This is a genomic window from Halohasta salina, assembly GCF_024178165.1.
GTDB lineage: Archaea > Halobacteriota > Halobacteria > Halobacteriales > Haloferacaceae > Halohasta > Halohasta salina.
Genome location: NZ_JAMZIE010000010.1, coordinates 15,658 through 41,821 on the forward strand (window position 1 = coordinate 15,658; position 26,164 = coordinate 41,821).

Sequence of the window (26,164 nt, forward strand, 5' to 3'; positions counted from 1 at the left end):
AGTATGACAGATTTTCATGCACGCGAGACGCCGGTGGTTCCGGACTCGCTTCTCGACAGCGTCTCCTTGCTCTCGAAGAAGTGGCATCCGGCGGTCATCCGGTGTCTGTCAGTCGACGATGGCATGGGGTTTAGCGACCTCGAACGCCGACTCGATGGCGTCTCGGCGAAGGTGCTAACCGACGCACTGGATGAACTCCAGGAATACGAAATCATCGAGCGTCGAGAGATCAGCCAAAGCCCGCTGCGGGTCAACTACACGCTGACCGAACGGGGCGAAGAACTCGATGCCGTAATCGAATCGCTTGCCGACTGGGGCGAAACCCATCTCGCCGAGCCGGAGACCGAACAGGTCGTGTTGGTCGCCGACGACAACAAGCGCGTCAACACGATGCACACGGCGTGGCTGGAAGACGACTACACTGTTCGGACAGCCACTGACGGCGAGGAGACGCTCCGAAGTCTCGACACCGATGTCGACGTCGTCGTTCTCGACCGACGAATGCCGGGACTCTCCGGCGACGAAGTACTCGACTGGATTCGCTCTCAGCGGTACGACATCCGCGTCGTTGTGGTGACCTCCGAAGACGTCGACCTCGAGCTTCTCGATATGGGGTTCGACGAGTACCTCACCAAACCCGTCCGCCAGGATGAACTGCGATCGGTGGTTGCGGACCTCTTCGAACGCCGAGCCTACGATGCGCAGCTCCAGGAGTATCTCGGGCTTCGCTCGAAGCTCGGACTGCTGCGGGCCGAGTATCCCGACGAAACGCTCGAAACACACGAGTTGTATCAACGGCTTCGAGACCGGCTTGCGGATCTCGAACCGACCGAGGAGACGTTCGACGAGATCGACAGCGAGATACTCGAACGCGTGTCGACGGGGACCCCACAATGAGTACCGACACGCGTACCCATGCAGTTGGAGACGCCACAGCCGAGGACGTTATCGGTCGCGTCGACGAGGCGATCTGTGCGTTCGACACCGACTGGCAGATCACCTTCGTCAACGACCGGGCGGCGAGGCTGCTGGATCACACACCCGGGGAACTGCTCGGCACAGCACTCTGGGATGTGATGCCGAATGCCGACGAAACGGCTGTCGGCGAGCAGTTCCGTGAGGCGATGTCGACAAGAACCCCCACGCGGTTCGACCAGTACATCGAGGCACTCGACCGCCGGTTCGACGTTCGTATCTATCCCGACGAAGTGGGAGCGACAGCGTGGTTTGATGATATCACCGACGAACGGAGCGCGCACGAAACGACGGCTGATCTCCACAACGACGCCCTCGAAGCGTTTCAAGAGATCGCAACCGACGACGACCGCTCGCTCGACGAGCGGATCGACGCGGTGCTCGAACTCGGCTGTGCGCATTTGGGACTCGACATCGGGATTCTCTCGGCGGTCGAGGATACCGAGTACACCGTCGAAGGGGTCGACGCAGCCGACGACAGCATTCAGCCGGGTGAGCAGTTCGATCTCGGCGAGACCTTTTGTGATCACGTCGTCGACAGCGGTGAACTCGTGGCAGTGACCGACGCCAGCGACTGTAACCTGGCCGAGCATCCGGCCTACGAAGCCCAGGGCCTCGAAGCGTACATCGGGACACCGGTGATCGTCGACGGCGAGCAGTACGGCACGCTCAACTTTTCACAGGCGGCTCCACGCGAGCAGCCGTTTACCGAGAGCGAGCGAACCCTCGTGCGCCTCTTTGCCCAGTGGATCGGTAAGGAACTGAGCCGAGAGCAGAACAGAAAGCGGGCGGCCGCAAACCGGGACCGACTCCGACAGATCATCGATCTGTTGCCACAGCTGGTGTTCGCCAAAGACAGGGACAACGAGTATATCCTGGCGAACCAGGCGATCGCAGACGCCTACGGCTCGACTGTCGAGGAGGTCGAAGGCTCGACCGACGCGGATTTCGTCTCCTCGGAAGCCGAAGCCGAACAGTTCAGACAGGACGACCTCGCCGTAATGGACTCCGGGGAGCCGAAACACATTCCCCAGGAACCACTGACGAAAGCCAACGGCGAGACGGTGATGTTGCAGACGATCAAGATCCCGTACGATCCGGTCGACCACGATACGGAGGCGGTGTTGGGTGTCGCAACCGATATCTCAGAGCTGGTCGAACAACGCCAGGAACTCGAAGAGGCGACACAGCGACTCACCGTTGCGCTGGAGGGGACGAACACGGGCGTCTGGGAGCTGGATATCGAAACCGAAGCCGTGGTATGGACCGAGTCGATGGCGTCGTTGGTCGGCATCGATCTCGACTCGTTCGGGGGAACGTTCGAAGCCTCTGCGGAGTTCGTCCACCCGGACGATCTACCCGATGTCGAGCGGGCAATCGACCGAGCTATCGACGAGGAAACGGGATTCCAACAGGAGTACCGTATCGTCAACGCCGACGGTACCCAACGCTGGGTCGAAGCCCGCGCCGAGCTCGTTGACCGGGCCGACGGCAACCGTCGACTGGTCGGGATCGCGACCGATATCACCGACCGCAAGGAGCGTGACGCCGAGATCGAACTCCAGTCGGCAGCGATGGAGGCGGCAATGGACGGCATCGCCATTCTCGATGACGACGAGTACGTGTATATGAACCAGGCCCACGCCGACGTCTTCGACTACGACCCCGAGGAACTGCTCGGCCGGGAGTGGCGCGACCTCTACGGCGACGCGGAGATCGAACGCATCGAAGCCGAGGTGTTTCCGGAACTCGCCGACACCGGATCGTGGCGTGGCGAAACCATCGGCAAAAAGCGGGATGGCACTCCCGTGCATCAGGATCTCGGTCTCTCACTCTTGGACAGCGGCGAGTTGATCTGTACGAACCGGGACATCACCGAGCAAAAACAGCGGGAGCAGGAACTCCAGCGACAGCGCAGCCGACTTCGAGCCCTGTTCGATAACTCTCCGGACGGCATTGTGATTCATGACGCCGACGGAGCCGTACTCGATGTCAACGAAACCACCGCCGACACGCTTGGCTACGACCGGGAGACACTCATGTCTATGAACGTCGCCGAGTTCGAGGCAGGGATCGACCGCTCGGAACTCGTCGATATCTGGGCAGCAATGGAGCCAAACGAGACGCTCAAAGTCGAAGGCGAACACCGCCGACAGAACGGCGAGACGTTCCCCGTCGAGGTGTGGGTGAACAAAGTCGACGTCGGCGGCAACGACCGATATATCGCCGTTGCGCGGGATATCACCGAGCGGAAACAGCGTGAAGCGGAACTCAGACGGAGCCGGGAGTTTATCGAAGCAGCCCAAGAGAGCGCCAGCATCGGCGGCTGGGAGGTCGACCTCGAAACCGACTCTCTGCGATGGACCGACGAGGTCTACCGGATCCACGAGGTGCCGACCGATACAGCGATCGAACTCGGGGACGGATTGGACTTCTATCATCCTGACGACCGCGCCGAGATCGAGGCTGCCTTCGACCGACTCGTCGAAGAAGGCGAACCATACGACCTCGAACTCCGGATCGTCACCGCCAACGACCGCGTTCGGTGGGTCCGAACAGTCGGCAGCCCGCAGTTCGATGATGACGGAACTATCACCGGCGCGTTGGGCGTCTTCCAGGACATTACCGACCGCAGGGAACGCGAGGCCGAACTCCGCGAGGTGAAAGAACGGCTCGATCTGGCCGTCGAAGGGGCGAATCTCGGTGTCTGGGACTGGGATATGGAGACCGATGCGGTTACGTTCAACGAACAGTGGGCCTCGATACTCGGCTTCTCGCTAGACGAACTCGAACCGCGACTCGAAACGTGGGAAAACCGCGTTCATCCGGCAGACATGGCCGACGTCGAAGCCCAACTCCAGGCGCATATCGCCGGCGAAACCGAACTGTACGACTGTGAACATCGGATGCAGACCAAGGGCGGCGAGTGGCGATGGGTCAGGGACGTCGGAAAGGTCGTCGACCGTGACGACGACGGCAGCCCAACGCGTGCGGTCGGTATCCACCTGGATATCACCGAGGAAAAGGAGTCCAAGCTGTATCTCGAAGAGGAACGAGACATGTTCGCCGAGGGGCCAGCGGTCGTCTTCAAGTGGCAAAACGAAGACGGCTGGCCCGTCGAGTACGTCTCCGAGAACGTCGCCGAGACGTTCGGTTACACCCTCGAAGAGCTTACCTCTGGGGCGGTTCCCTACACCGACCTGATTCACGACGAGGACCTCGAACGCGTCGCCAGGGAGGTCGACGAACAGACTGACGAGACAACGGACCGGTTTAGCCACGACCCCTACCGGATGGTCACGGCCGACGGAGACGTTCGGTGGGTCACGGACAACACCAAACTGCTTCGCACCGATGGTGAGGTCACCCACTACCTCGGCTACCTGATCGACATCACCGAGCAGAAACGGCTCGAAGCGTCGCTTCGAGAGAGCGAAGAGTCGCTTCGAGAACTCACCAGCATTGCCTCGGATACCGACCGCGAGTTCGAAGCCAAACTCGAAGCCCTGCTCGAACTCGGGACCGAACGGCTCGGGCTGCCGTACGGCTTTGTGAACAGCATCGACGGCGAGACACAACACGTCGTGGAGGCCGTTGGCGATCACCCCGAACTCCAGACCGGAGCCTCGGCCCCGAAATCGGAGACCTACTGCCGGAAAACCATCAAGCAGTCGACGCCACTGACAATACAAGACGCCGCTGCGGAGGGGTGGGAGGGCGATCCAGCCTACGAACGGTTCGATCTGGGCTGTTACGTTGGCGGCAGTGTCACCGTCGGCGACGAGCTGTACGGGACGCTGTGTTTTGCCGATCGACAGCGGCGTGACCACGAGTTCACCGACGCCGAGCGGACGTTCGTCGAACTACTGGTGCAGTGGATCAGCCACGAGCTTACGACCGACGAGTTCGAGACGAACCTCCAGGACATCAACGAGACGGCCCAACAGCTCATGGCCGCCCCAACGAAGGCGGAGATCGGGTCGCTCACCGTCGAGATTGCCCGGTCGATCCTCGAGATGCCAGCCATCGGTGTCTGGTGGTATGACGACGCGACCGAGAGCCTCGTCGGCGACCGGATGACCGAAGCGGCGTCCGAACACGTCGCCGAGCAGCCGGTCTTCGAGCGCGGAACGTCACTCGCCTGGGAGGCCTTCGATGCCGGTGAAATACGTGTCTCTGACGATCCTCACATCTGCTCCGAGGAGCTGGCTCTCAGCACCCAACTCGTCGTTCCACTCGGCGAGTACGGAATCATGTGTGCGGGATCGGCCGACCGACGGTCGGTTACCGAGACCGATCGGAACCTCATCGAAGTGCTGTCGTCGACCGTCGAGGCCGCCCTGGCCCGTGCGGAACGCGAGACGGAGCTTCGGGAAACCCAGGCCGCGCTCGAACAGTCCAACGAGGAACTCGAACAGTTCGCGTACGCGGCCTCCCACGACCTCCAGGAACCGCTCCGGACGGTTTCGAGCTATCTCACGCTGTTGGAACGCCGGTACGGCGAGGAGCTCGACGGCGATGCCGTCGAGTTCATCGAGTTCGCCGTCGACGGAGCCGACCGAATGCGGAACATGATTCAGGCGTTGTTGGCCTACTCGCGGGTCGATACCCGCGGCGAGTCCTTCGAGGCGGTCGATCTCTCGACGCTTTTCGAGCAGGTGACCGACAGTCTCGGGGTCAAGATCGACGAAACCGACGGGACCGTGTCGGTACCGTCGACTGCGGCCACCGTCAGGGGCGATCCGAGCCAGCTCGCCCAACTGTTCCAGAACCTCGTCGACAACGGTATCAAGTACAATCGGAACCGGCCGGAGATCGATATCTCGGCCCACCGCCACGACGGGATGGTCACCATCGAGGTCACCGACAACGGGATCGGGATGGAAGCCGACCAGATCGAGGGAATCTTCGAGGTGTTCCAGCGGCTCCACACCCGCGAGGAGTTCGCGGGGACCGGCATCGGGCTGTCGATCTGCCGAAAGATCGTCGACCGTCACGACGGCGACATCGACGTGCAGTCCACGCCTGGAGAAGGGTCGACGTTTACGATCACACTGCCGGAGGAGGCCACCGATGCATAGCCCGGTCTCCGAGTCGTCGACGCCGCAGATATTCGTTATCGAGGACAACCCTGCAGACGTCCGGATGGTCAGGGAGGGAATCGACGCCACGGAGATCGATGTCGCGGTGACAGAGATCAACAGCGGTCGCCAGGCGGCCGAACGCCTCACCGCCATCGAGGCCGACCGGCCCGAAACACACCCGGATTTAATACTGCTTGATCTGAACCTTCCAGGTAAATCGGGGTTCGACCTCCTTGAGCTGATCCGCGAGGAGACCGCGTTTCCGGACGTGCCCGTCGTGGTCGTCTCCAGTTCGGAAAACCGGGAGGACATCAACCGCGTCTACGAACAGTCGGCAAACGCCTACGTAATGAAACCAGCAGATCCGGACGACTACATCAGAATGATCGACGCCACCGTCGACTTCTGGATCACAACCGTGACACTAGCAACCAATGACTGACACAGCACTCACACGCGTCCTCCTCGTCGAGGACAACCCAGCCGATGCTCGTCTCATAACCGAATACTTCGCCGAACAGTCGTGGCCGAACATCGACGCCGACGCGCCGACCGTCGACCACGTCGACCGGCTGTCGGAGGCTCGTGACGCACTCACCGAGGACGTAGATGTCGTCCTTCTCGATCTCGGATTGCCCGACAGTTCCGGCGTTGAGACGCTCGATGAGGTGCTCGCGGTCGGTGTTCCAGCGCCCGTGGTCGTCATGACTGGCCTCGATGACGAGCGCGTGGGCGTCGACGCGGTCGAACACGGAGCACAGGACTACCTCGTCAAGGACGACGTGACACCACGCCTGCTCCAGCAGACGCTCCGGTATGCGATCCGTCGGGAACAACAGCAACGGGAGCTCCGGCAACGGAACGCCGAACTGGCCCTCTTAAATCAGGTCGTTCGCCACGATATCCGCAACGACGTGGCCGTGATCTTGGGGTGGGGCGACGGGCTCAAACCCCACGTCGACGAGGCGGGCCAAGACTCCCTGGAGCGCATGTTGAGTGCTGGCGAACACATCACTAACATCACCGAAACAGTCGGTGACTTCCTCGACGTGCTCGAAGGCGATAGTGAGCCGGAGCTCCATCCGGTCGACCTCGAAAGCGTCCTGACCAACGAGATCGAAAAGGCCCGCTCGGCCTACGACAACACGACGATCACCGTCGAGGGAGATCTCCACGCTGGCCTCGAAGTCCGTGCGACCGACCTGCTGTCGTCGGTGTTTCGGAACCTCTTGAACAACGCCGTCTCCCACAACGACAAGCAGGAACCGGAGATCACAGTCACCGTCGAAGACAACGGCGAGACCGTGTCGGTGGCGATCGCCGACAACGGGCCGGGGGTTCCCGACAGCCAGAAAGACGAGATCTTCGGCCGTGGCGAGATGGGACTCGAAAGCTCAGGCTCCGGCATCGGACTGTATCTCGTCGACACGCTCGTCGAAATGTACGACGGTACAGTTGTTCTCGAAGACAACGACCCAGAAGGGTGTGTGTTTACAGTCACGCTCAATTCGTAGTCAGCTGCCACGACCGCGGCGTGTTGGAAGCTGGCCGATCCGATCGATCTTCTGGTCGATCCAACCAACTAGTCAACAATGAAACATCCCACTCAACCCGACACAGACGGCTGGCCTGCTTACGGAAAATCAAGGAGAAAGCCCCGTGCTTTAGCGCGGGGAGGATGTCAATCATTGTATTCTCCTTGTCGGACCGCACGGACGACAAGTTCCGCACACTGGAGCCGTGCCGGTGTGAGATCCATACCTACCTGCTGTTCGATGAACTCACGGTCCCAACTTCGGACTTCCTCAAGATCTGTCCCTTCCATTTGTTGAGTGAGAAGTGAGGTGGCCGCCTGCGACAGGGTACAGCCAGCTCCTTCGAACCGAACGGATTCTATCACGTGTGGCTCATTGTCCGAGAGTCTTAGCGAAAGCGATACCCAGTCACCCTCAGGATGTGTCGGCCCAACGCACTGGGGATTGTCGACCCTTTCGGAAAGGTCTGGGTCCGATACAGTTCCATAGTTTCGTGGATTGCTGCTATGATCTGCGAGCAACTCACGAACGTAGGCGTTGTTCATTGGCTCTGGGTAGTGGTATTGGTCGAATTCATTGGATTAGTTAACTCAGTTATGCCATAGCGTGCCAGCGACTCGTTGAGGAGGTCTTGTATTGGCCACGCTGCCGAACACTGTTTCGCCGAAACCGACGTCCCATCTATCGTGATCGTGGTGAGCGTTCCCCTGTTTTTTTGAAACCCGACCCGGAACTCAAAGGATCGCTCATGTTCGTCGACGGTGTAGATCCGAAGTTCACCGGTTCCGTTGGGTACTGACCAATAGTCGTTGTCGGTAACCCGTAATTCGCCGACCGGAGAGACACATGTTGATTCACAGTCGGGACACTCGGCGCTGTGCGGCCCTACACCAATGTAGGTGTACTGAGTTCCACACTGGAGACAGTCGAGAGGTGTAATTGTCATAGGATGATGTGACGTGTTGGATATCAAACAGCGAAGCACCGAGGTTCACTGTTCGGCTTTTTTGTCGATCTCGTATCGATACTCGATTGGGATTGGATTATCCGAGACTGCCTTCCATTTCGAGTTCGACCAGTCGGTTGAGCTCTACGGCATACTCGATAGGGAGCTCTTCGGTAAGCGGTTCGATGAATCCCGAGACGATCATTTGTTTGGCGTCATCGTCATCTAGGCCGCGATTTTGGAGATAGAAGATATCCTCGTCGCCGATCTTGCCGACAGTAGCCTCGTGGGCAACGTCGACTTGTGACTCGTTGATCTCCATGTACGGCATTGTATCCGACGTCGACTCGTTGTCGAACATCAGTGCATCACACTCGACGGCCGTCGAAGAGTTTTCTGCGCCATCTGCGATGTGGACCAGTCCACGATAGTTGGTTCGGCCGCCGTCCTTCGAGATCGATTTCGATTCGACCGTCGACTTCGTCTCGGGGGCGTTGTGGTAGACCTTTGCGCCCGTGTCGATGTTCTGGCCCTCACCCGCGAACGCGATAGTGATGTGATTGTCAGAGGCACCACGACCCTTGAGGATCGTTGAGGGGTAGAGCATTGTCGCTCTCGAACCCATCGAGCCTGAAATCCACTCCATTCGTCCGCCTTTCTCGGCGATGGCGCGTTTCGTGTTGAGATTGTAGGTACTCTTCGACCAGTTTTGGACCGTCGAGTACTGGACGTGAGCGTTCTCGCCGACGAAGACCTCGACACCGCCTGAGTGGAGATTGAACTCGGAGTATTTCGGGGCTGAGCAGCCCTCAATGTAGTGGACCTCCGACCCCTCTTCGGCGATAATGAGCGTGTGTTCGAACTGACCCATCCCCTCGGAGTTCATCCGGAAGTACGCCTGGATCGGCATCTCGACTTTGGTGTCTTCGGGCACATAGACAAAGGAGCCGCCAGACCAGATCGCGCCATGGAGCGCGGCGAACTTGTTGTCGCTCGGTGGGACACACTTGTTCATGAAGTGCTCCCGGACGAGCTCCTCGTGGTCACGGACCGCCTTGTCCATGTCACAGAAGATCACGCCTTTCTCTTCCCACTGCTCCTGCATGTTCTGGTAAACGATTTCGGACTCGTACTGTGCACCGACGCCCGACAGCGCGTTCTTTTCGGCTTCCGGAATGCCGAGCTTGTCGAAGGTATCCTTGATGTCGTCTGGCAGATCCGTCCAATCGTCAACGCCACCACGGGTCTCGATATCTGGTCGGATATACGGGACGATCTCGCTGACGTCGACTTCTGAGAGATCGGGGCCCTCTGGCCAGTCGGTTGGCATCGGCATGTTCTGGAAATGCTCAAGCGCGCGGAGGCGTCGCTGGAGCATCCACTCGGGTTCGTCTTTGTCCTCGGAGATGACCCGGACAGTCTCCTCGGTCAGTCCCTTTTCGCTCTTGAATGCAGAGGCTTCCTCCTTTTTAAATTCAAACCGAGCCTCGGTGTTCGTCTCGCTCAGGTTTTCGTTTGAACTCATACGATACGTTTCGATATTGGCAGGTATATATGTACGGGTGCTAAACCTACTTTCGAAATCAAAAATAGTTTCTCTGGGCATTATTAGAAACTATTTCTAGTCACAAATCTTATTTTGGATGAGAAAAGAACCTCTAGCAACGAGCCAAGTAATTAGTGCCAGCACACCCTAAATAATATGAAAAACGACCAGATTAGCGTCAGCGGACAGTCAACCAAAGTCGACGGAGCAACCGGCGATCAGCACCGTTCGACTCAGCTCGAAAACCAGTGCCCGGAATGTGAGGGAACACTGGTGAGAGCTGACGATACAGATGAGACAGTCTGTTCGGAGTGCGGACTAGTTGTCGCTGAACATGCTATTGATCACGGACCAGAGTGGCGAACATTCGATTTCGATCAGGGAGAAACCGCTTCCAGAGTGGGGTTACCGACGACACAGCAGATGCATGATAAGGGGTTAACAACAAATATCGGATGGCGTGATCAGGATGCCCATGGAAACCCTCTGTCAGCACGTCAGCGACAAAAGATGAGCCGGCTTCGAACGTGGGACGAGCGGTTCCGGACGCAGAATTCGAAGGACCGGAATCTGAAACGGGCTCTCGGCGAGATCGATCGGATGGCCTCAGCCCTTGGGGTTCCTGAGCCAAGTCGTGAGACCGCGAGTGTGATCTATCGGCGAGCCTTAGATAAGGATCTACTTCCTGGTCGGTCAATAGAGTCGGTAGCTACCTGTGCACTATATGCTGCCACACGAACGAATGATATCTCACGAACCATCGACGAACTCACAGAGGTGAGCCGCGTCGACAGATTGGATATTGAACGGACTTACCGGTACATCTCACGAGAGTTAGATCTCCAGATACCACCATCGCATCCAATGGAATACGTGGGACGATTCGCATCGCAACTCGGCTGTTCGAACGAGACAGAACGGTATGCTCGAAAACTGATCGAAGACGCGACTGAGAAAGGGGTACACAGTGGAAAAAGTCCCGCAGGCATTGCGGCTGCCGCACTGTATGCCGCCTCACGTCTTTCTGGAGAATCAATCATTCAGCCCGAGATATCTAAAGCAGCTAATGTGAGCGAAGTCACAATCAGACAGCGATATCGAGAAATATTGGCCGCTACAGAACTAGAAACAGATGGCTGACCAGAACAATAAATGAAAACTGGACAATATTTTCAAAAACAAGATTATTAACACAATCGAAATGATACTATATAGAATTAAATGACCTTTTCATTCGATACCACTTACAAAAATTTGGACTCGAACCTCTATTCGAGAGTAACGCCGAAAAGTATCGATACTCCCGAGGTTTTAGTTCGTAATGACGAGCTATGTGCTGATCTAGGCTTGGATACAGCGAATCTCACTGTCGAAATGCTGGCAGGCCAAGACCTTCTGGAAGAACCAATCGCTCAGGCATATGCAGGCCACCAGTATGGGAATTTTACCGTCTTGGGCGATGGGAGAGCGATGATACTCGGCGAACATATACACGATGGCAAGAGATACGATATTCAACTGAAAGGGGCTGGTCGAACGCCGTACTCCGGAAGAGGCGATGGCAACGCAACTGTCAGTTCGATGCTCAGAGAGTATCTGTATTCATATGCGATGCAGAATCTAAACATCAAAACGTCGAGAAGTCTGGCAGTCCTCGAAACCGACGAAGCAGTCAAACGACGACGGACAGAACCTGGAGCCGTCCTCGTTCGAGTGATGAACAGCCATATTCGATACGGGACCTTCCAGTATGTTGCAGGCCGAGCATCCGACGAACTACAGCGATTCACTGACTATGTTATCGACAGGCACTACTCACAGCTAAATGCAAAGGATCGAAAATATCTAGACTTCTTCGATGTGGTCATGCAGTCGTCGATCGAGATGGTTGTTGACTGGCTGCGTGTCGGATTCATCCATGGCGTCATGAATACGGATAACATGAGTATCAATGGCGAAACATTTGATTACGGACCCTGTGCCTTCATGAATTACTACGATGAGGAGACAGTCTTCAGCTCAATCGATAAGCACGGGCGATATGCATTCGGGAATCAGCGACCCATCTTGCGGTGGAATCTTGAGCGGTTCGCAGAGACACTCCAACCCCTGTGTGCACAATCAACACTCACGTATGATGAACTCGAAGTCAAATTAGACGGATTTGAGGATCGGTTTGATGAGCAATACTGCACAATGATGCGGAAGAAGCTGGGAATCAACTCAGATGATGAGCAAGAGCTCGTCGATGAATTCCTGGAGTGGCTTCGGAAATCGAACGCAGACTATACCAATACGTTCCTCGAATTGGAGACGCCTGGTACGTTTGATGATCCAGTGTTTGCAACTACAGAGTTCGAACAGCTTCGAAATAAATTGGCTGCTGTCGGCCTAGATGAGGAGTTGATGCAGGAAGCCAATCCGCGGTATATCCCCCGCAACTACTTGATTGAAACGGCACTGGATGAGTATCTCGAAACTGGTGATCTATCCAAATTTAAGGGGTTGTTGACCGTGTTGGAAGACCCCTATACATCGAAGGATATGGGTTCACAATTCCAGCAACCACCACCACGAGAATTCGATGTGGAGTATATAACGTACTGCAATACTTGAGCGAGTATCATCGACTTTAGCCAGCTAGGAGTGGGATACTCCGAAGAAACGCCTGTGGAGACTGCGCTCCCTGTGGATACATCCGTATCTGCAAAGCGTGTCATAGAAGCAGGAAGCCCCACCCTCAACGAGCGACCCGCGTTAGCGGTGAGCGAGTAGGGTGGGGTAGTTCACAGATGGTAGATGTCTGAGCGTGTTTCGAACAGAGTCCAATGATTTATTTGTGAGACACGCGTCTCACAGAATATGAGCACTGATGCTGACGACACCCCCAACACCGAAGGGATGGAAAAAATCGATGTTCGGGTTCCCTCGACGGTCCTTGATGCCATCGAGTCCGAATATCCGCGTCGAGGCTTCTCCTCTCGTTCGGAGGCAGTCCGCGATGCTCTCCGTGACTGGCTGAATCCCTCGCCCGAGTTATCAGAAGAGATCTTGGCTGACCTCCAGGAGAGTCGCAAGCAGCGTGAGACCGGTGAGACGGTGTCGGCCGCTGAAGCCCGAGAACGGCTCGGGCTCGATGACAGTGACGAATGACGAGCGTCGAATACACCGAACAGGCTCTCGAACATCTCACAGATCTTGAAGACTACGTCGCCGATCGTGTACTGAACAAAGTCGAGGAGGCAACCGAGTGGACCGACCATCGGTTAGAACGCCTCTCAGGGTATCCATACTACAAGCTTCGCGCTGGCGACTACCGAGCCATCATCACCTGGGATCAGGAAGCCGACCGGTTGATTGTGGAAGCAGTCGGTCATCGACGGAATGTCTACGACCGCCATCTCCCACCCTGACTAGTGGACCTGCGCCCTGCATCTTGCACGGGAGATTCTGATAGAATCCAGATGGGTTAGTTGGTCACGCCCATGATCGAGACATGCTACCAGCTAAGTCAAACTTTGGACTTTACAAGAAGAGTCCAAAGTTAAGTAAACTCCATCGCTAATCCAGTGAAACAACTGCCAGATATCCAAGATGGGTCGATTTGGGGTGATGAATATAGAGGGTAAATGTCCGAATGGTACTCGTCAATAACGAAAGAGGGGGGTGCCCCCGGCCCTCCTTCGCAGAGATCCCCTAATCCCTGCGATTTGGCATCAGATTCGAATTGATAAAACAGTACCGACGAGTCACTCGTTTAATCAAAAACAATTCTACCAACTGGAAGTCGTGTCTTTCGGTTCACGCTTCGAATCGACCACCGACGGAGAGGTTAGAACCGGTTTCGATGATACCGAACAGGATACCATTGATTCACTCATGTGTAAAAATAGTTTATTTCCCGAGGTTAGCTACTTAGTGGATTATCAAGTGGGATAAAGAAACGGACAACGTGAGCAAGGGCCCAGCGTTCGATAACATCAAACCACTGCTTGAACTGTTGGGAGCAAACGAAGACGAACTTCCTGCCGACTGGCTGCAGACAATTGATAGCTACTCAGTTGTCGGCAGTGAATTGTCCCTGTGACATCAGTCGACGCGCGATCACGACCAGTCCGTTGCCGAACCCCTCGCCGAAAACTGCGTGTTCTTCTCCGGTCGAGGGCACAATCGAACTCACCAGAATTGTCGAGCGGTCGATCAACACTAGCCGACCAATTGCCGTTTCGTCGGTGTCTGCGTCACCTTCGTGGAGCCACTCTAAGCCAGAAACGAACGTTGTGGCCCGTGGAATTACATCTTGGACGTGGGTTCTCACTGACTCAGATACTGCACCGACTAGCAGGTCGACTCCATCGTCGGTCCCATTGAGTTTAGCAACCAGCCGCTCGGTGAGCAACGATTCGTCGGCGATGACTAACACGACCTCGCTTTGGGCCTGCGAGAGCAGTGTGTTCGTCCGGTTTTCGATTGCTGTCGAGCCTGCCATTGACCACACCTCCTGGATCGATGACTCATCGTCATCGGTGTCCATCTGGATAGAATCCAGGGCGCTCTGGAGCCGGTCGACGCGTGCGTCGTACTGATTTCGGAGCGTCTCTGTAGCCTCCGACATTGAGACGGCCCGAAACCGCTGGGGGCTCGAATGCTGGATCTCGACTAACCCCTCGGACTCCAGTACCCGAACCGCATCATAGACGCGCGTTCGAGGAACATCGGTCATCTCACTGAGCTTCTTCGCAGTGCCCGACGGCACCTGCGAGAGACCGACAAAACACTGTGCTTCGTACTCTTTGAGCCCAAGCTGTTGGAGTACATCGACCGCCTCTTTGATATTATCCCCTGTCTCCATAGATACGACAGTCCGACAGCTTCGGATCTAGCTGAGAGGAGAATGTCCACGTAAATAGGTGTTGTCACTGGGTTCGTAAATAAAAAATACAAGTTATTAATACAGGGCGTGGACCGTGTAGTAGTACGTTATAAACGCACTATACTGTAACTATTTAAGTTACAAATGTACAATTGCGTGTACTGAACGTTTTGTGGTGTTGAACGGGTGTGATTCAAGTTCACTCATTTAATCACAAAAATTATATGTCGAGCAGAGTTCTACAGTCTTATCAGTGCGCAATCTAGGTCTGAACACTACCAACGGGATTGCTGTGTACCGAGCAGCCACGCCGTTTGACCGGAGTTGTGCTCTAAGGCAGCAGTAACCACAATGAGTGACAATCTAGTCGAAGACCCGCAGTCTGCAGCGATCAAACAGCTCGAACGGTTTGGATTGAGCACCTACGCCGCACGAACGTTCGTCGCATTGGCGAGCCTTGGCAGCGGAACGGCAAAAGACGTAAGCCAAGTCTCAGAGGTGCCACGGACTCGGGTTTACGATGCTATCGACGAACTGCATGACCGGGGACTCGTCGATATCCAGAACACCTCACCCAAAGAGTTCTGGTCAGTCTCTGCAGAAACCGCGAGCAGAACGTTCGAACACGAACTTCAACGCAGCAATAACATACTGCGGACTGCACTGAACGAGCTCGAACCTGCCCAACGGCGAGCCGAACAACGGGGGGTATGGACAGTCAGTGGACAGCAAGCGATTACTAACCGTCTGGTGGAGTTTTTTGATAGTGCTGAAGAGGAGATCGTCTACATGACTATCGAAGACCTGCTTACTGAGGACCTCCTTTCGAGCTTACGTAGGGCCGCAGAACGGGGTGTTTCGATCCGACTCGGAGGAGTCTCGGCGGACGTACAGGCGCGGATTCAGGACGATATCCCCGGTGCGGAGATGTTCGACTCACTGTGGGTCTGGTCGGACACCCCAGCTGGGCGGCTCATGATGGTCGACGGTCAGAAAACACTCGTGAGCGCACTCGCCAATGGGAAGGACGCGAAATCGTCGGATCCACGGTCGGAGACTGCGATTTGGGGAGAGGGTGAAACGAACAGCCTCGTTGTGGTCCTGAGAGCAATCTTCACCTGGCGACTGGATCCAAACGAGGATATAGTATCTACAAAATAGGAATGGGATTGGAAGGTCGGTGAGCTACACTTGACAGTCGATTTGTCAACGATTGACTCAGTCATCTGTATTTCCGCGTCACGTCTGGACTACTGACATACGATGCAGTGGCCGTATTGCTGATCTCCTAATTCCTATGAGACAATACAGGGGTTGCTACGTCCGTCGCTCACCGACTAGTCAGTGAGCCGCTCTACTGTGTCGGATATTTCCTGGATCTGAGTAGCTTGCTCCTGGTTTGCCTCGGCAATTTCATCGATCTCGTCAGCCATTTCTTCGAGATCATCTACAAATGCATCTGTCATACTAGCGACTTCTTCGGTTGAAGTTGCTTGATCCTCTGTTGCCCGCGAGACTTCATCAATTCCTTGGGCAGTCTCTTGAATACTCTCGACGATGTTCCGCAACCGGGCCTGTGTTTCTTCTACCTGTGCAATTCCTTTATTCACCTGTTCAGTAGCCTCAGACAGACTTTCTGCAGTCTCTTTCGTCCGAGACTGCACGTCATCAATGGTCTGCTCGATCTCGGCGGCGTTCTCTTTGGACTCTTCAGCTAATCCCTTGACCTCATTTGCGACGACAGCGAACCCTTCTCCTGCTTCGCCGACTCGTGAGGCCTCAATATTCGCATTCAAAGCCAATATATTCGTCTGATCAGCAATATCGTTAATCAAATTGGTGAACTCGCTTACTTCTTCCATCTGAGACCGTAGGCCACTCATCTCATCGCTCACCTCAGAAACAGCACTCTCTATCGATTGCATCTGATCGATTGCCTCATCTGCAGACTCACTTCCCTGCTCTGCCAACTCTTCGGCCTGACTACTCGATTTGGTCACTGCGCTCGCTGTTGAGGCAATCTCCTGGATTGTCGCGCTCATGTTTGATACTTCTCCCGCAACTTCATTCATTGAATTTGTCTGCTGTTGAATTGTCTTGTTGACCTTGTTCGTACTCTCAGTCGCATGTTGGGCTGCTTGGGAGACTTCCTCAAGGGGACGCTGTAGGTCCGCCTCAACTTGCTCCATCAATTCCTCCTGTTGGGCCATCGCATCCCTGACCTGCTCATTGTAGGAGTGGATGTAAGTATCCATAGCAATCTGCTGGTCAAGATTGATTAATTTCTGAACAGCTAACATGCGGTCCACGAGTGTATCTATAGCAGCTTCAAAATCTGATGGATCAAATGAGGACTTAATATCTTCACCAAACCGCTCAGTGATTCCGCGGTAGTAGACCGAATATGCTCCGAAGTAGATCTTCGGGCCAAGGTCCAGCATATCGTGAATCTTGCCGATCCGAGCCCGGCGGTTGAAGTATCGCTGTCCGTATTGGCCCGAACCGAGTTCCATCAGATACTGTCGTTGGTCGTTCTTGAGGGCCTGCACTGGTTTCGACGACGAATCTAGGATGGCGATCGTTTCGTTGTAGCTTTCGAGACGATTATAGAAGTCCTCTACAAGCTCGTCGGCGATATCCTCGAAGAGATGGTTCACCGATGCTAATGTTCGTGCGTCTTCGTCGGTGAACTGCGTGTACTCCTTCCGCCACTTGATTTCAGCGTCGTCGACACCAATTTCAGTCGTCAATTCGCTTCCATCGACCATTCGGCGGTCTGCATCAGTGATTTTCTGAGACGACTCGGACATATCTATCCATGGTAGTAACCCATCATAATACCAAGGGTAATTAACACTTCAACTGAGAAGATATACGCTGTATTGAGATGGCACTGTCTATTTGAGCAGAATTAGCGGATCTCAACTGTTTAAGAACTAGCAGTGCAGTGGTATGACATCCTCCCCGGCGTGAACGCCCGGGTTTCCTCACGCAGGGGGTATCGCTTACCGACCCACGGAGGCAACTTGCGGGTTCGTATGCTCCTCGTTGGGAACTGAGCGTGATGACTCTGACCAGTGATGGTCGTCCCACTTGAGGCATACAGGCCGTGCCATCGAGCGTGTTACCGTCGTCTGCCACCTCAGGAATGTCTCCAACGCGGAGAGGTCGACGTGCCCCTCAAATCCGCATGGACACGTCAGCGTGTCTCTGTGACGTGTCGTGTCCTCTGTCGAACCGCAGTTCGGACACTCTTGACTCGTCCACGCCTCTGACCGTACTTCCACCGAGATACCGTATTCTTCGGCAGTACACGCCAATCGGCTCACGAACGCTCTGAATGCCCAGAAGTTGTGCGTCTTCGCATTCGTCTCCACCGACCAGTGCGTGTCAAGCACGTCCGTCAACGCCCCGACGTATACTATCGAAACGCCTTCGTCGTACAGGCGTTCGATGAGGTCACGGGCGAGTGCGTCTTGAGCGTGGTCACGTCACTTGGTTCGCAAGTCGTACAGGCGTCGGATACGGTGGCTACTGTACCGACCGTCCTCCAACAGCGATTGGAGGAGGGCAATTTCTCGCGTTGTCTCGTGGAATCGCTCGAACAGGTCGCGTCCTTCTTACAGGAGTTGCTGGCCAGTTGTGGTTGTGCAGGCGACGAGATTGTTCGCACCGATGTCCAGAGCGGCTTCTTCCGAAGCCAGTGGTTGTGCCAGCCGAGAATCATCAACGGTGACTGGCTGAAAGGCCCTGAACGATTGTGCTTGCTCGTCGTAGAACAACTCCAGCCGACCTTGCTTGTCGTACTCCTTCCAGCTGGGATCGCCTCGAACTTCGAGCCGGAGGCGTTCCGGTATCCAAGACTGTACTCGTCTTTCAGGTCTTTCCCGATGAGGATTTCAAGCCGAGAGTATTCACCCCACTCGACGGAGTACGACGTGTTTCGGATGTACGTGCGGAGTTCCCGTCCAGCTTCTGAGTTGCCCCAGAAGCCGGGTTTGCCGTTGGCTTCGCCCTTCTTCTTGAGGCTGAAGAACGACTTCCACGCTTCGCGGTTCTTGCGTTCGAGTTGCTGAACCGTGGACGCACCGAGGACTCCGCCGTAGCGACCGCGATACTCAGTAATATCCCATACGTCGCCGTCTGGGTCGGGAACCTCACTCGCTGAACAGCGAACAAACCTCACCGGCGTTTTGATAGTGGCATCACAGTAGAAAGTTCTCCTAAAGATTCGACCTCACGATTGAACAGCACTCACGTTGGTCACTTGGCCCAGGAATAGAACCGCATCAGTTGGTCTATCTCGGATACAAAACAGGAAGGGTCGGTCGACAGTTAGATCGAACGACCTCTCCGATGCGCTTTCGTTCATAACGACGCCGGTTGCCGCTGCGGCCTCCGTTCCCTCCTCGTCGACACGCACAAACGACTTGTGGAACACATCGTCGATGCCCGGGCCCCCACCACTCGTGACCATCCCCGCAAAGTCCGCACCAGGTCCGAAGGCAGACTCCATGCCCATCGTTTTGAGCGCCTGGCTGAGTTCGGTCTCGAACTCGTACTCAAATCTCGGCATTCGAAGATCTCCACTGGCATCACCGAGTGCCTCGAAGATGCCGAACAGTGTCGCTCCCGATAGCTCTCCGTGGATCTCCTCGAACTCGCCTTCGTCGGGGACGATAACAACCATCGATACCTCACCACCCACATATGGGAGTTCGATTGCTTGGACACCCGGGAGGTCGGCGTAGTCCGCCCGTAGGTTCTGGTGCATCATCGAGACCGTTGATTCTGATCCATCGAGGGCCCTGAAGGTCGATCCACTCGTCTCATCGGGATCGAACGGCAGTTGCCAGCCGGCCATGAAGTAGATCGCATTCGTCAATACCAGTACCGTCTGGGCCGACAGGCCGTCTTTGGGAATCAGTTCCTCGATTCGACCCCCTGTCTCATCGTCGACCCACTGGTTGATACGCTCGCGTTCGGCCTCGGGATCACTCCCGAAGTCTGCCTCATTGAACCCTCCACCGTAGTGTTCGTCGACGAGATCGAGATACGCCTCGGCAAAGGAGTAATCACTCGCACCCCACAGGGCATTTGCAACTTCGAGTTGGAAGGCGTCAGTCGTGTCTTTTCCAGGGTCACCCGGCACGTCGCTGGTCGCTCTCGCATCGAGTGCTGCTTGCAGCTCGTCAAAGGCAGGATGAGTCTCGTCACTAAGTGAGAAGCCAAGGGTTTCTCGCATTGCAGTCTCTGTTTGGCCACTGGCCCCACCATACGTCATGGCCAGTGCCATCGAAATGCTGTAGGGTGAGACAAACACGTTGTCGACGTCGTCGGCTGCTGTGAGTTGCTCGTGGAGATCAAGTGCGAATCCCGCATTGCCAGCGACGAGTTCGGCCATACGTTCGTTCGTCGACGAGGGCGATCCCTCGGGCAGCGATCCCGTAGGCTCGTCGACTGGTGGCTCGTCGGTCGTATTCGGGGGGTTGTCGGTCGTGTTTCTTGGAGCACCCTCTGTACACCCAGCGAGCGCTGCAGCTGCAGCCATCCCGGTCGCAGCCAGTAGGCCACGGCGGTTCAAATTCAGCTTCATCGAAACCTCGATACCCGAAGGGCGCTCATCCATACCCCCTCAGAAGCATGATATGTGTAAATATCTTGTAGTGTATGAAATAGTTCTTTGGTAGCTGTCCCACCGGACTGACTGGTCTTGTGGTCTTACAGTGGGATGGTGATGGTATGCACTTCAGCGAAAGATGATGAACGACCCTTTTATCAAATATGGATATGTTCTGCTATCTAATGGTCGCTCTCAGTGAGTACGAGCATAATGATGTTGCGACTCTTTTTGTCAAACTGTGTGAGGTGACTGAGTCAAAGATACAGCAGCGTGCATACGAATTAACGGTACGGACCCCAGATTCCGAACCAATACAACTCATTGTCTGGGAGGGCAGTCCAGCTGTCGACGTCGACTGGATAACAGATGATTGGTATAAAATAGAGGATATCGTCATCAAGCAGTGGGAAACGACTACTGAGTTGGATGCGACAAACAAGACGACCGCCCAGCGAGTCGAAAACCCGATAGAAACCAAGGACGTTACTGAAAATGAAAACACAGCGGCCACTAAAGAGGCTGGTGCAGTAGACACAGAGCCATCACCACCACAATCAGTCGAACCAAACCGTATTTCTGAGCTCTATGAAGCCTTTCGAAGTCTCCGGACTGTATTGGACGCGATTATTGAATACCCAGAGAGTGCTGTTTCTCCGTCTGAGACGGATCAGCCACTGGTACAGTACCACACTGTGATTCAGGCCGTAATTGGGACCAGTAAGTATCTGCCAGCAGGAGTCGACGGGTTCGGTACTCAACAGGCCGAACGTGTCCCATTTCAAATGACTGAGTATCGAGAGGTGTACGGAACCGAATCGGCGGCCTATGAAACCCAATATCCGACCGGTCAAAATAGATCCTGGATAACCGACTACCAAACGATCGAGACAGCCCCGCTGGATGAAACAACCCAACAGGCACTCGAAGAACACGGCCTCGTCGAAGACGCCTCAGTGTTCGTACGCCCGGTCGCTCCTGAAACACAGACCCCACTGCCGCTGTTACCGTGGAGTAGCGAGGAACTTGCTCAGGGTCTCTCGTTGCTATCACAATTCGAGACACGACCATCGGTGCCGTGGGACAACGATGGAGTTGGTGATGGTGATACTCCAGAGAAATTCACCATACAAGAGGTATATGAACAGGTCTGTACGGTCGAAGAAATCGACACAGACCACCGTGTCACAATTGATAGAACAAACAGAGGCCAGCTGTCGAAGCCAACAAGCAAGGACATATGGACGACAGACGAGACCGCGCCAACAGATCGCTGTGGGTTTGTGTGGCCACCCGATGAGAGTGCCGACAAAACACAGCGGGCCAGCTGTTGTTACCGCGCGACCTGGCGCGATTTCGACCGGTGTATTTGGCATGCTGATACCGATATCGACAAACCAATCGAAGAGCTAACAGACGCCCGAGAATCGGAATCAAACCGGCTTCACAACCATTTGCCGAGAGAAATACTCGCCGGTGCAGTGCTTCGAGATACCCAACTCACCGATGAGATTCTAACTGGCGTCGATTTCAGCGGTGCGGATTTTGAAGGCTCAGAATTCACCGACGTATATCTGAGCTATGCTGAGTTCACCGAAGCCAATGTATCCGGTGTTGATTTCACCGAAACGACTGTCTCACGAGTTAGCTTTAGAGATGCAGATCTCACGAATGCGACGCTGGCTGGACTATCGTTGTACAATACAGACTTTAACGGAGCGACGCTAGCTGACACTGATTTCACCGATGCGAAAATTGAGCAGGCCATCGTTGCGAACGCCAATATCGAAGATGCAGTCGGAGTAGACACCAACGACCGACCTGGAGTAGCCAGTACCGACAACACAGAGGTCGATCCCAGTACAACGCCAGCCGAAACAGCCACCGCAAGCGGTGACACAGACTCGAAAGCCGAAGACGAGACGTCGCTTGTGGTGACCACCGACACCTACATCGATCGAAAGAACATGAGTCGTGTCGTTAGACAGGAAGACTATCTGTCGGCTCTCGCTGAGATAGCCCAGAGTGCTATCGATACAGGATCAGATGCGGTGGTCCATCTGGGGAACCTCTTTTGGACGAAAGGATCACGAGACAGAGCAACCGATGGCCTCGAAGAACTCCTTCGAAAGCTTGCAGATCACGATATCGAGTTTCTCCTCGTCCAGGGGCCCAAAGATTCGGCCGCTGGATCAACTGTTCTCGGGACACTCGAAGAGGAGAATCTGCTGAGCATCTTAGATTCTGGCTGGCACAAAGTCGGTTCTGTTGGACTGCTTGTCCATGGTGTCGACGCAGATTCGATCAGCGATCAGACCACGACACCACCGAAAGATGCCACAGCCACCATCGCAGCCCTATATGATGACATCACAACGGCGACAGAGTATTCGGAGGGCGCTGGGATTGAAACAGCCCTAGAGCCGGAGCTAGACCTTATTTTGACTGGCACACCGGATGCGACGAACACGACAACTGAGTTGGGAACCCCACTGATGTCTCCAGGAATGCCCGAACGCCTAATCGGGCGATCGATCATTGATTCGACGCCCTCGACACCAGGGTTTCTCGAATGTGAGTTCCTCAACGGAGAACTCAACACCACAGTCCACGAGACAGACGCACGGCCTGCGACTGGATTCCGTATTGAGCTGTCGGCCGACGCAACGAAAGCCGATGTCATCGATAGGCTCCCTGCAGACCTGCCAACTGATGCGGCGGTGATGTTCGAAATTCGTGGCGAAAAGACCGCCGAGAGCCTCTCGAAACGCGAGATTGAAAATATTGTTACTCAGCGTGTTGAGATCGCTCGTGGTATCGACAAGCGAACTGAACGCAACTCCCATACAGATACGACAGCCGATACGGATACCCATACCACAGCGGACTCAAACATCGACAGCACTGACGCAAAATCCACCGAACTTACCGTAGAGTCGATCGCGGCGTCTTCATCAACACTAGAGGCCGAGTCTATCGAAACCAAAGTTAACAAGCTGCAATCCTACGGCGCTACGCGCAAAGAGGCGCTATCGTGTGTTTCGCAGTACGCTCATGATGAGGGCCTGTACTCGATTCCAGGAGTGGGTCTGGCAATTGGATATAAATTGGCAAGCCATGGGGTCACGAGACGAGATGAAATAGAACCCAAACACCTCGATATCGTCAAAGAGATCCCCGGAATCACCGACTACCATATAGAGCCGATCATTGAGGCAGTCGACGGTCTCGAAAAACCCGTTGATGCGACTACCCCAACCACTGATACAGGCCCCGAGGTCGCTCGTAACCAACTATCAGAGTATTACGAGTCATTTCGAACGGTCCGAAAAGTGGTCTCGACAGTCATGCAGCTGGATGGTACTGAAATCGTCCCCGACGACCTAACACATCCTGCAGTCCAATACTATGTGCTGCTCGATGCGTGTATCAGCTACGGCTTAACTGAGGCGAATTTTACGGGCTATGGGCTACAACAACGTGATCGCTTGCCATTCAGTATCAATGACTACCGCGATGCCTATCGAGAGGGAAGCAAGGGAATAATTGATTATCAGGAGATTCCAGTCGAAAGCTACAGCGAAGACACACAGTCATGGCTCGCGAACAATACATGGCTCACAGATACCGAGCAGTTCATGCGGCCAGTGGCCCCGGAGAGTGGCTACCCGCTCCCAGAGATGGTAACGACGAAACAAGAACTCGTGCGTGCTGTCGAACTCCTCAACGAGTTCCCCGCCTACCCTTCGATCCCGGACGAAGTAGATACCAGAGATAGAACGATTCCGATTAAGAGGCTGTATCAAGACCTATTTGAAGAAGTTCACGACGAGCACCTAATTGAACTCTCGCGTCTTTCGCCTCCTGGTCAGGCAAGTGGGGAACCGATTACCGGGCCGGTTGCCGATGCAACACCGACGTCTGAGGCTGATGCAGAATCGATGCTCCTCGACTACGGAAAGCTATCTCACCTCTTCAGACGAGTCAAACCACCGAGTGAATCGCCGATTCAACGACAACTGCCCGTCTTTGGACTCGACTGGTACCAGCAGCGCTCACCATCTTTCAACCAACTCCAGAACCTTGCAAAGTACGATGATGACGATCCAATAACCCATTTCAAACCTCGCCTGCAGGATATGATTCATCGTCGATTCCTCCGAGATCGGTGGAACTACGACTATATTACCGTCTTCCCCAGCCACGAGAAGGAAACATTGAGCTCAACGCTCGTCGACCTCGCCCAGGAGGCCGTTGTCGAAACCTCAGTGGTATATACACCACTGCTCGAACGGACAGAGACGACCGGTCGGCAACGAGAAAAATCAGAAGCAGGCCGAAAGGAAGTGGCAATCAACCCCGAAGAAACGCTTCGTGTGCGGGCGTCGCTCGACGGAGAGACCATTGTCCTCTTAGACGACATCTGTACAACGGGGAGTTCTCTCTCGGCTGGTGCATACTTGCTTCGAGAATCAGGGGCCAGCCGTGTTGTCGGAGTCACACTCGGGTTTACGCCTGGTGGCCCGGTCGACGACGTGAGCGTAATCAAGAAGCCCGATGCATTTGCCTCCGAAATTATCGCAGGGGTTGAATGATGGAGTTAGATCAACTCGCTGGCTTGGTCGCACTAACCGATATTGAGGGGATCGGTGACAGTCGTGCCTATGAGTTGTTCCAAGCATTCGATTCGATATCTGAGCTGAGTTCCCAGCCAATGTCGGCATTTTCGGAATTTCATTATGTCGACTCTCAGACGCACGCCGAGTTGCAGACTCTGGATTCAAAACAGGGGACACATCTAGAAGCATTCGAAGCCTACCTGGACGATGGAATTGTACCGATTGGTATCGAGGACGGCCGGTATCCAGAGGCACTTCGAAGCCAGCACGCACCGCTGGTGTTGTATGCAAGCGGTGAAACTGATCGGTTGACCGACTCGCTAGTGAGTGTCTCGGGATCACGTGAAACGAATAGTGTGGGCTGTAAGTGGATCAAAGAACTGTCTTCTGAGCTCGCGAGGGCTGGTAGAACGGTCGTCAGCGGTGGGGCACTGGGAGCAGACACCGCAGCCCATCGGGGAGCTCTCGATGCCACAGGTGCGACCATCGTTGTCTTAGGAACCGGTCTAAATGTGGCCTATCCACCAGAGAACGCCGAGCTGTTCGCTGAAATCGTCGATGCTGGTGGTCTCGTGATCTCACATCGGCCGCCGCCAGCAGAACCGAATCGGCATGCGTTCATTGATAGAAACAAGACAATCTCTGCACTTAGTCCAGGACTCATTGTTGTTGCAACCGACGGCTCTGGCGGTACGCAAGCACAATACGAGATTGCACAAAAGCAGGGCCGTCACGTATTTGTCCCACCACACGAGACCGATATCACTCCAGCCGAGGGTATCGACGAGATCCGAGCCGATTCCTCGACGAGTACAATTAGATCCAGTGGTGCACTCATAGATGACCTTGAGACACTAGAGGCAGATCTGAGCAGTGACAACCCCAAAGAAGACGCCGATGTCGACAGTACTCAAACACAGTTTGGCGAGTGGAGCTGAGTGCCGACCTGCTCGTTAGGACTTCCAT

At 55.1% G+C, this 26,164-nt stretch carries 16 protein-coding genes and 2 pseudogenes; 12 read left to right on the forward strand and 6 right to left on the reverse strand.

The window, feature by feature from the left end; translation table 11 throughout:
- Positions 1-3 precede the first annotated feature (3 nt).
- The 4 genes from NKJ34_RS14570 to NKJ34_RS14585 are packed head-to-tail and all read left to right on the forward strand — an operon-like array spanning position 4 to position 7,573.
- On the forward strand, positions 4-897 hold the full coding sequence (locus NKJ34_RS14570) for a winged helix-turn-helix transcriptional regulator (RefSeq protein ID WP_253739043.1): 894 nt from the start codon (positions 4-6) through the stop codon (positions 895-897).
- Entirely contained in the window at positions 894-6,056 is a 5,163-nt protein-coding gene (locus NKJ34_RS14575; RefSeq protein WP_253739044.1) for a PAS domain S-box protein, read from the forward strand. The genes NKJ34_RS14570 and NKJ34_RS14575 overlap by 4 nt, the downstream gene beginning before the upstream one ends.
- Positions 6,049-6,501, forward strand: a complete 453-nt coding sequence (locus NKJ34_RS14580; protein WP_253739045.1) for a response regulator — start codon at positions 6,049-6,051, stop codon at positions 6,499-6,501. Before NKJ34_RS14575 ends, NKJ34_RS14580 begins: the two co-directional genes overlap by 8 nt.
- On the forward strand, positions 6,494-7,573 hold the full coding sequence (locus NKJ34_RS14585; protein WP_253739046.1) for a hybrid sensor histidine kinase/response regulator: 1,080 nt from the start codon (positions 6,494-6,496) through the stop codon (positions 7,571-7,573). Before NKJ34_RS14580 ends, NKJ34_RS14585 begins: the two co-directional genes overlap by 8 nt.
- Before the next feature lie 167 nt (positions 7,574-7,740).
- Here NKJ34_RS14585 and NKJ34_RS14590 read toward each other — a convergent pair whose 3' ends face one another.
- Complete coding sequence (locus NKJ34_RS14590) at positions 7,741-8,139, reverse strand: iron-sulfur cluster assembly scaffold protein (protein ID WP_253739047.1); 399 nt, start codon at positions 8,137-8,139, stop codon at positions 7,741-7,743.
- 498 nt (positions 8,140-8,637) lie between these two features.
- Positions 8,638-10,065 (reverse strand): Fe-S cluster assembly protein SufB, encoded by a 1,428-nt coding sequence (sufB, locus tag NKJ34_RS14595; RefSeq protein WP_253739048.1) that lies wholly within the window; start codon positions 10,063-10,065, stop codon positions 8,638-8,640.
- 177 nt (positions 10,066-10,242) lie between these two features.
- Here sufB and NKJ34_RS14600 point away from each other — a divergent pair, with 177 nt between their 5' ends.
- The 5 genes and pseudogenes from NKJ34_RS14600 (at position 10,243) to NKJ34_RS14620 (ending at position 13,499) form a co-directional block, all read left to right on the forward strand.
- Positions 10,243-11,226, forward strand: coding sequence for a transcription initiation factor IIB (locus NKJ34_RS14600; RefSeq protein WP_253739049.1), 984 nt, complete (start codon positions 10,243-10,245; stop codon positions 11,224-11,226).
- An 81-nt stretch (positions 11,227-11,307) separates the two neighbouring features.
- Positions 11,308-12,702: a protein adenylyltransferase SelO gene (locus NKJ34_RS14605; protein WP_253739050.1), complete on the forward strand. Its 1,395-nt coding sequence runs from the start codon at positions 11,308-11,310 to the stop codon at positions 12,700-12,702.
- Positions 12,703-12,726: 24 nt separating this feature from the next.
- Positions 12,727-12,861, forward strand: a pseudogene (locus NKJ34_RS14610) (RNA-guided endonuclease TnpB family protein); the annotation flags it as partial.
- 87 nt (positions 12,862-12,948) lie between these two features.
- Complete coding sequence (locus NKJ34_RS14615; RefSeq protein ID WP_253739051.1) at positions 12,949-13,239, forward strand: ribbon-helix-helix domain-containing protein; 291 nt, start codon at positions 12,949-12,951, stop codon at positions 13,237-13,239.
- Positions 13,236-13,499 carry a type II toxin-antitoxin system RelE family toxin gene (locus NKJ34_RS14620; protein ID WP_253739052.1) on the forward strand — a complete coding sequence of 88 codons (264 nt, stop codon included), beginning with the start codon at positions 13,236-13,238 and terminating at the stop codon, positions 13,497-13,499. Before NKJ34_RS14615 ends, NKJ34_RS14620 begins: the two co-directional genes overlap by 4 nt.
- A 644-nt stretch (positions 13,500-14,143) precedes the next feature.
- On the opposite strand, the gene NKJ34_RS14625 is transcribed toward NKJ34_RS14620, so the two are convergent.
- Positions 14,144-14,938, reverse strand: coding sequence for a TrmB family transcriptional regulator (locus NKJ34_RS14625; protein ID WP_253739053.1), 795 nt, complete (start codon positions 14,936-14,938; stop codon positions 14,144-14,146).
- A gap of 372 nt (positions 14,939-15,310) precedes the next feature.
- On the opposite strand from NKJ34_RS14625, the gene NKJ34_RS14630 reads away from it, so the two are divergent.
- Positions 15,311-16,120, forward strand: a complete 810-nt coding sequence (locus NKJ34_RS14630; protein WP_253739054.1) for a TrmB family transcriptional regulator — start codon at positions 15,311-15,313, stop codon at positions 16,118-16,120.
- 176 nt (positions 16,121-16,296) lie between these two features.
- On the opposite strand, the gene NKJ34_RS14635 is transcribed toward NKJ34_RS14630, so the two are convergent.
- The 3 genes and pseudogenes from NKJ34_RS14635 to NKJ34_RS14645 form a co-directional block, all read right to left on the reverse strand.
- Positions 16,297-17,769, reverse strand: a complete 1,473-nt coding sequence (locus NKJ34_RS14635) for a globin-coupled sensor protein (protein WP_253739055.1) — start codon at positions 17,767-17,769, stop codon at positions 16,297-16,299.
- 195 nt (positions 17,770-17,964) lie between these two features.
- A pseudogene (locus NKJ34_RS14640) lies at positions 17,965-19,112 on the reverse strand (RNA-guided endonuclease InsQ/TnpB family protein); the annotation flags it as partial.
- 84 nt (positions 19,113-19,196) lie between these two features.
- Complete coding sequence (locus NKJ34_RS14645) at positions 19,197-20,543, reverse strand: serpin family protein (protein ID WP_253739070.1); 1,347 nt, start codon at positions 20,541-20,543, stop codon at positions 19,197-19,199.
- A 221-nt stretch (positions 20,544-20,764) separates the two neighbouring features.
- Here NKJ34_RS14645 and NKJ34_RS14650 point away from each other — a divergent pair, with 221 nt between their 5' ends.
- Together NKJ34_RS14650 and NKJ34_RS14655 are read left to right on the forward strand one after the other, a co-directional pair.
- A complete protein-coding gene (locus NKJ34_RS14650) occupies positions 20,765-25,174 on the forward strand; it encodes a pentapeptide repeat-containing protein (protein ID WP_253739056.1) in 4,410 nt (1,469 codons plus the stop codon).
- Positions 25,171-26,136, forward strand: coding sequence for a DNA-processing protein DprA (locus NKJ34_RS14655; RefSeq protein ID WP_253739057.1), 966 nt, complete (start codon positions 25,171-25,173; stop codon positions 26,134-26,136). Before NKJ34_RS14650 ends, NKJ34_RS14655 begins: the two co-directional genes overlap by 4 nt.
- Positions 26,137-26,164 lie beyond the last annotated feature (28 nt).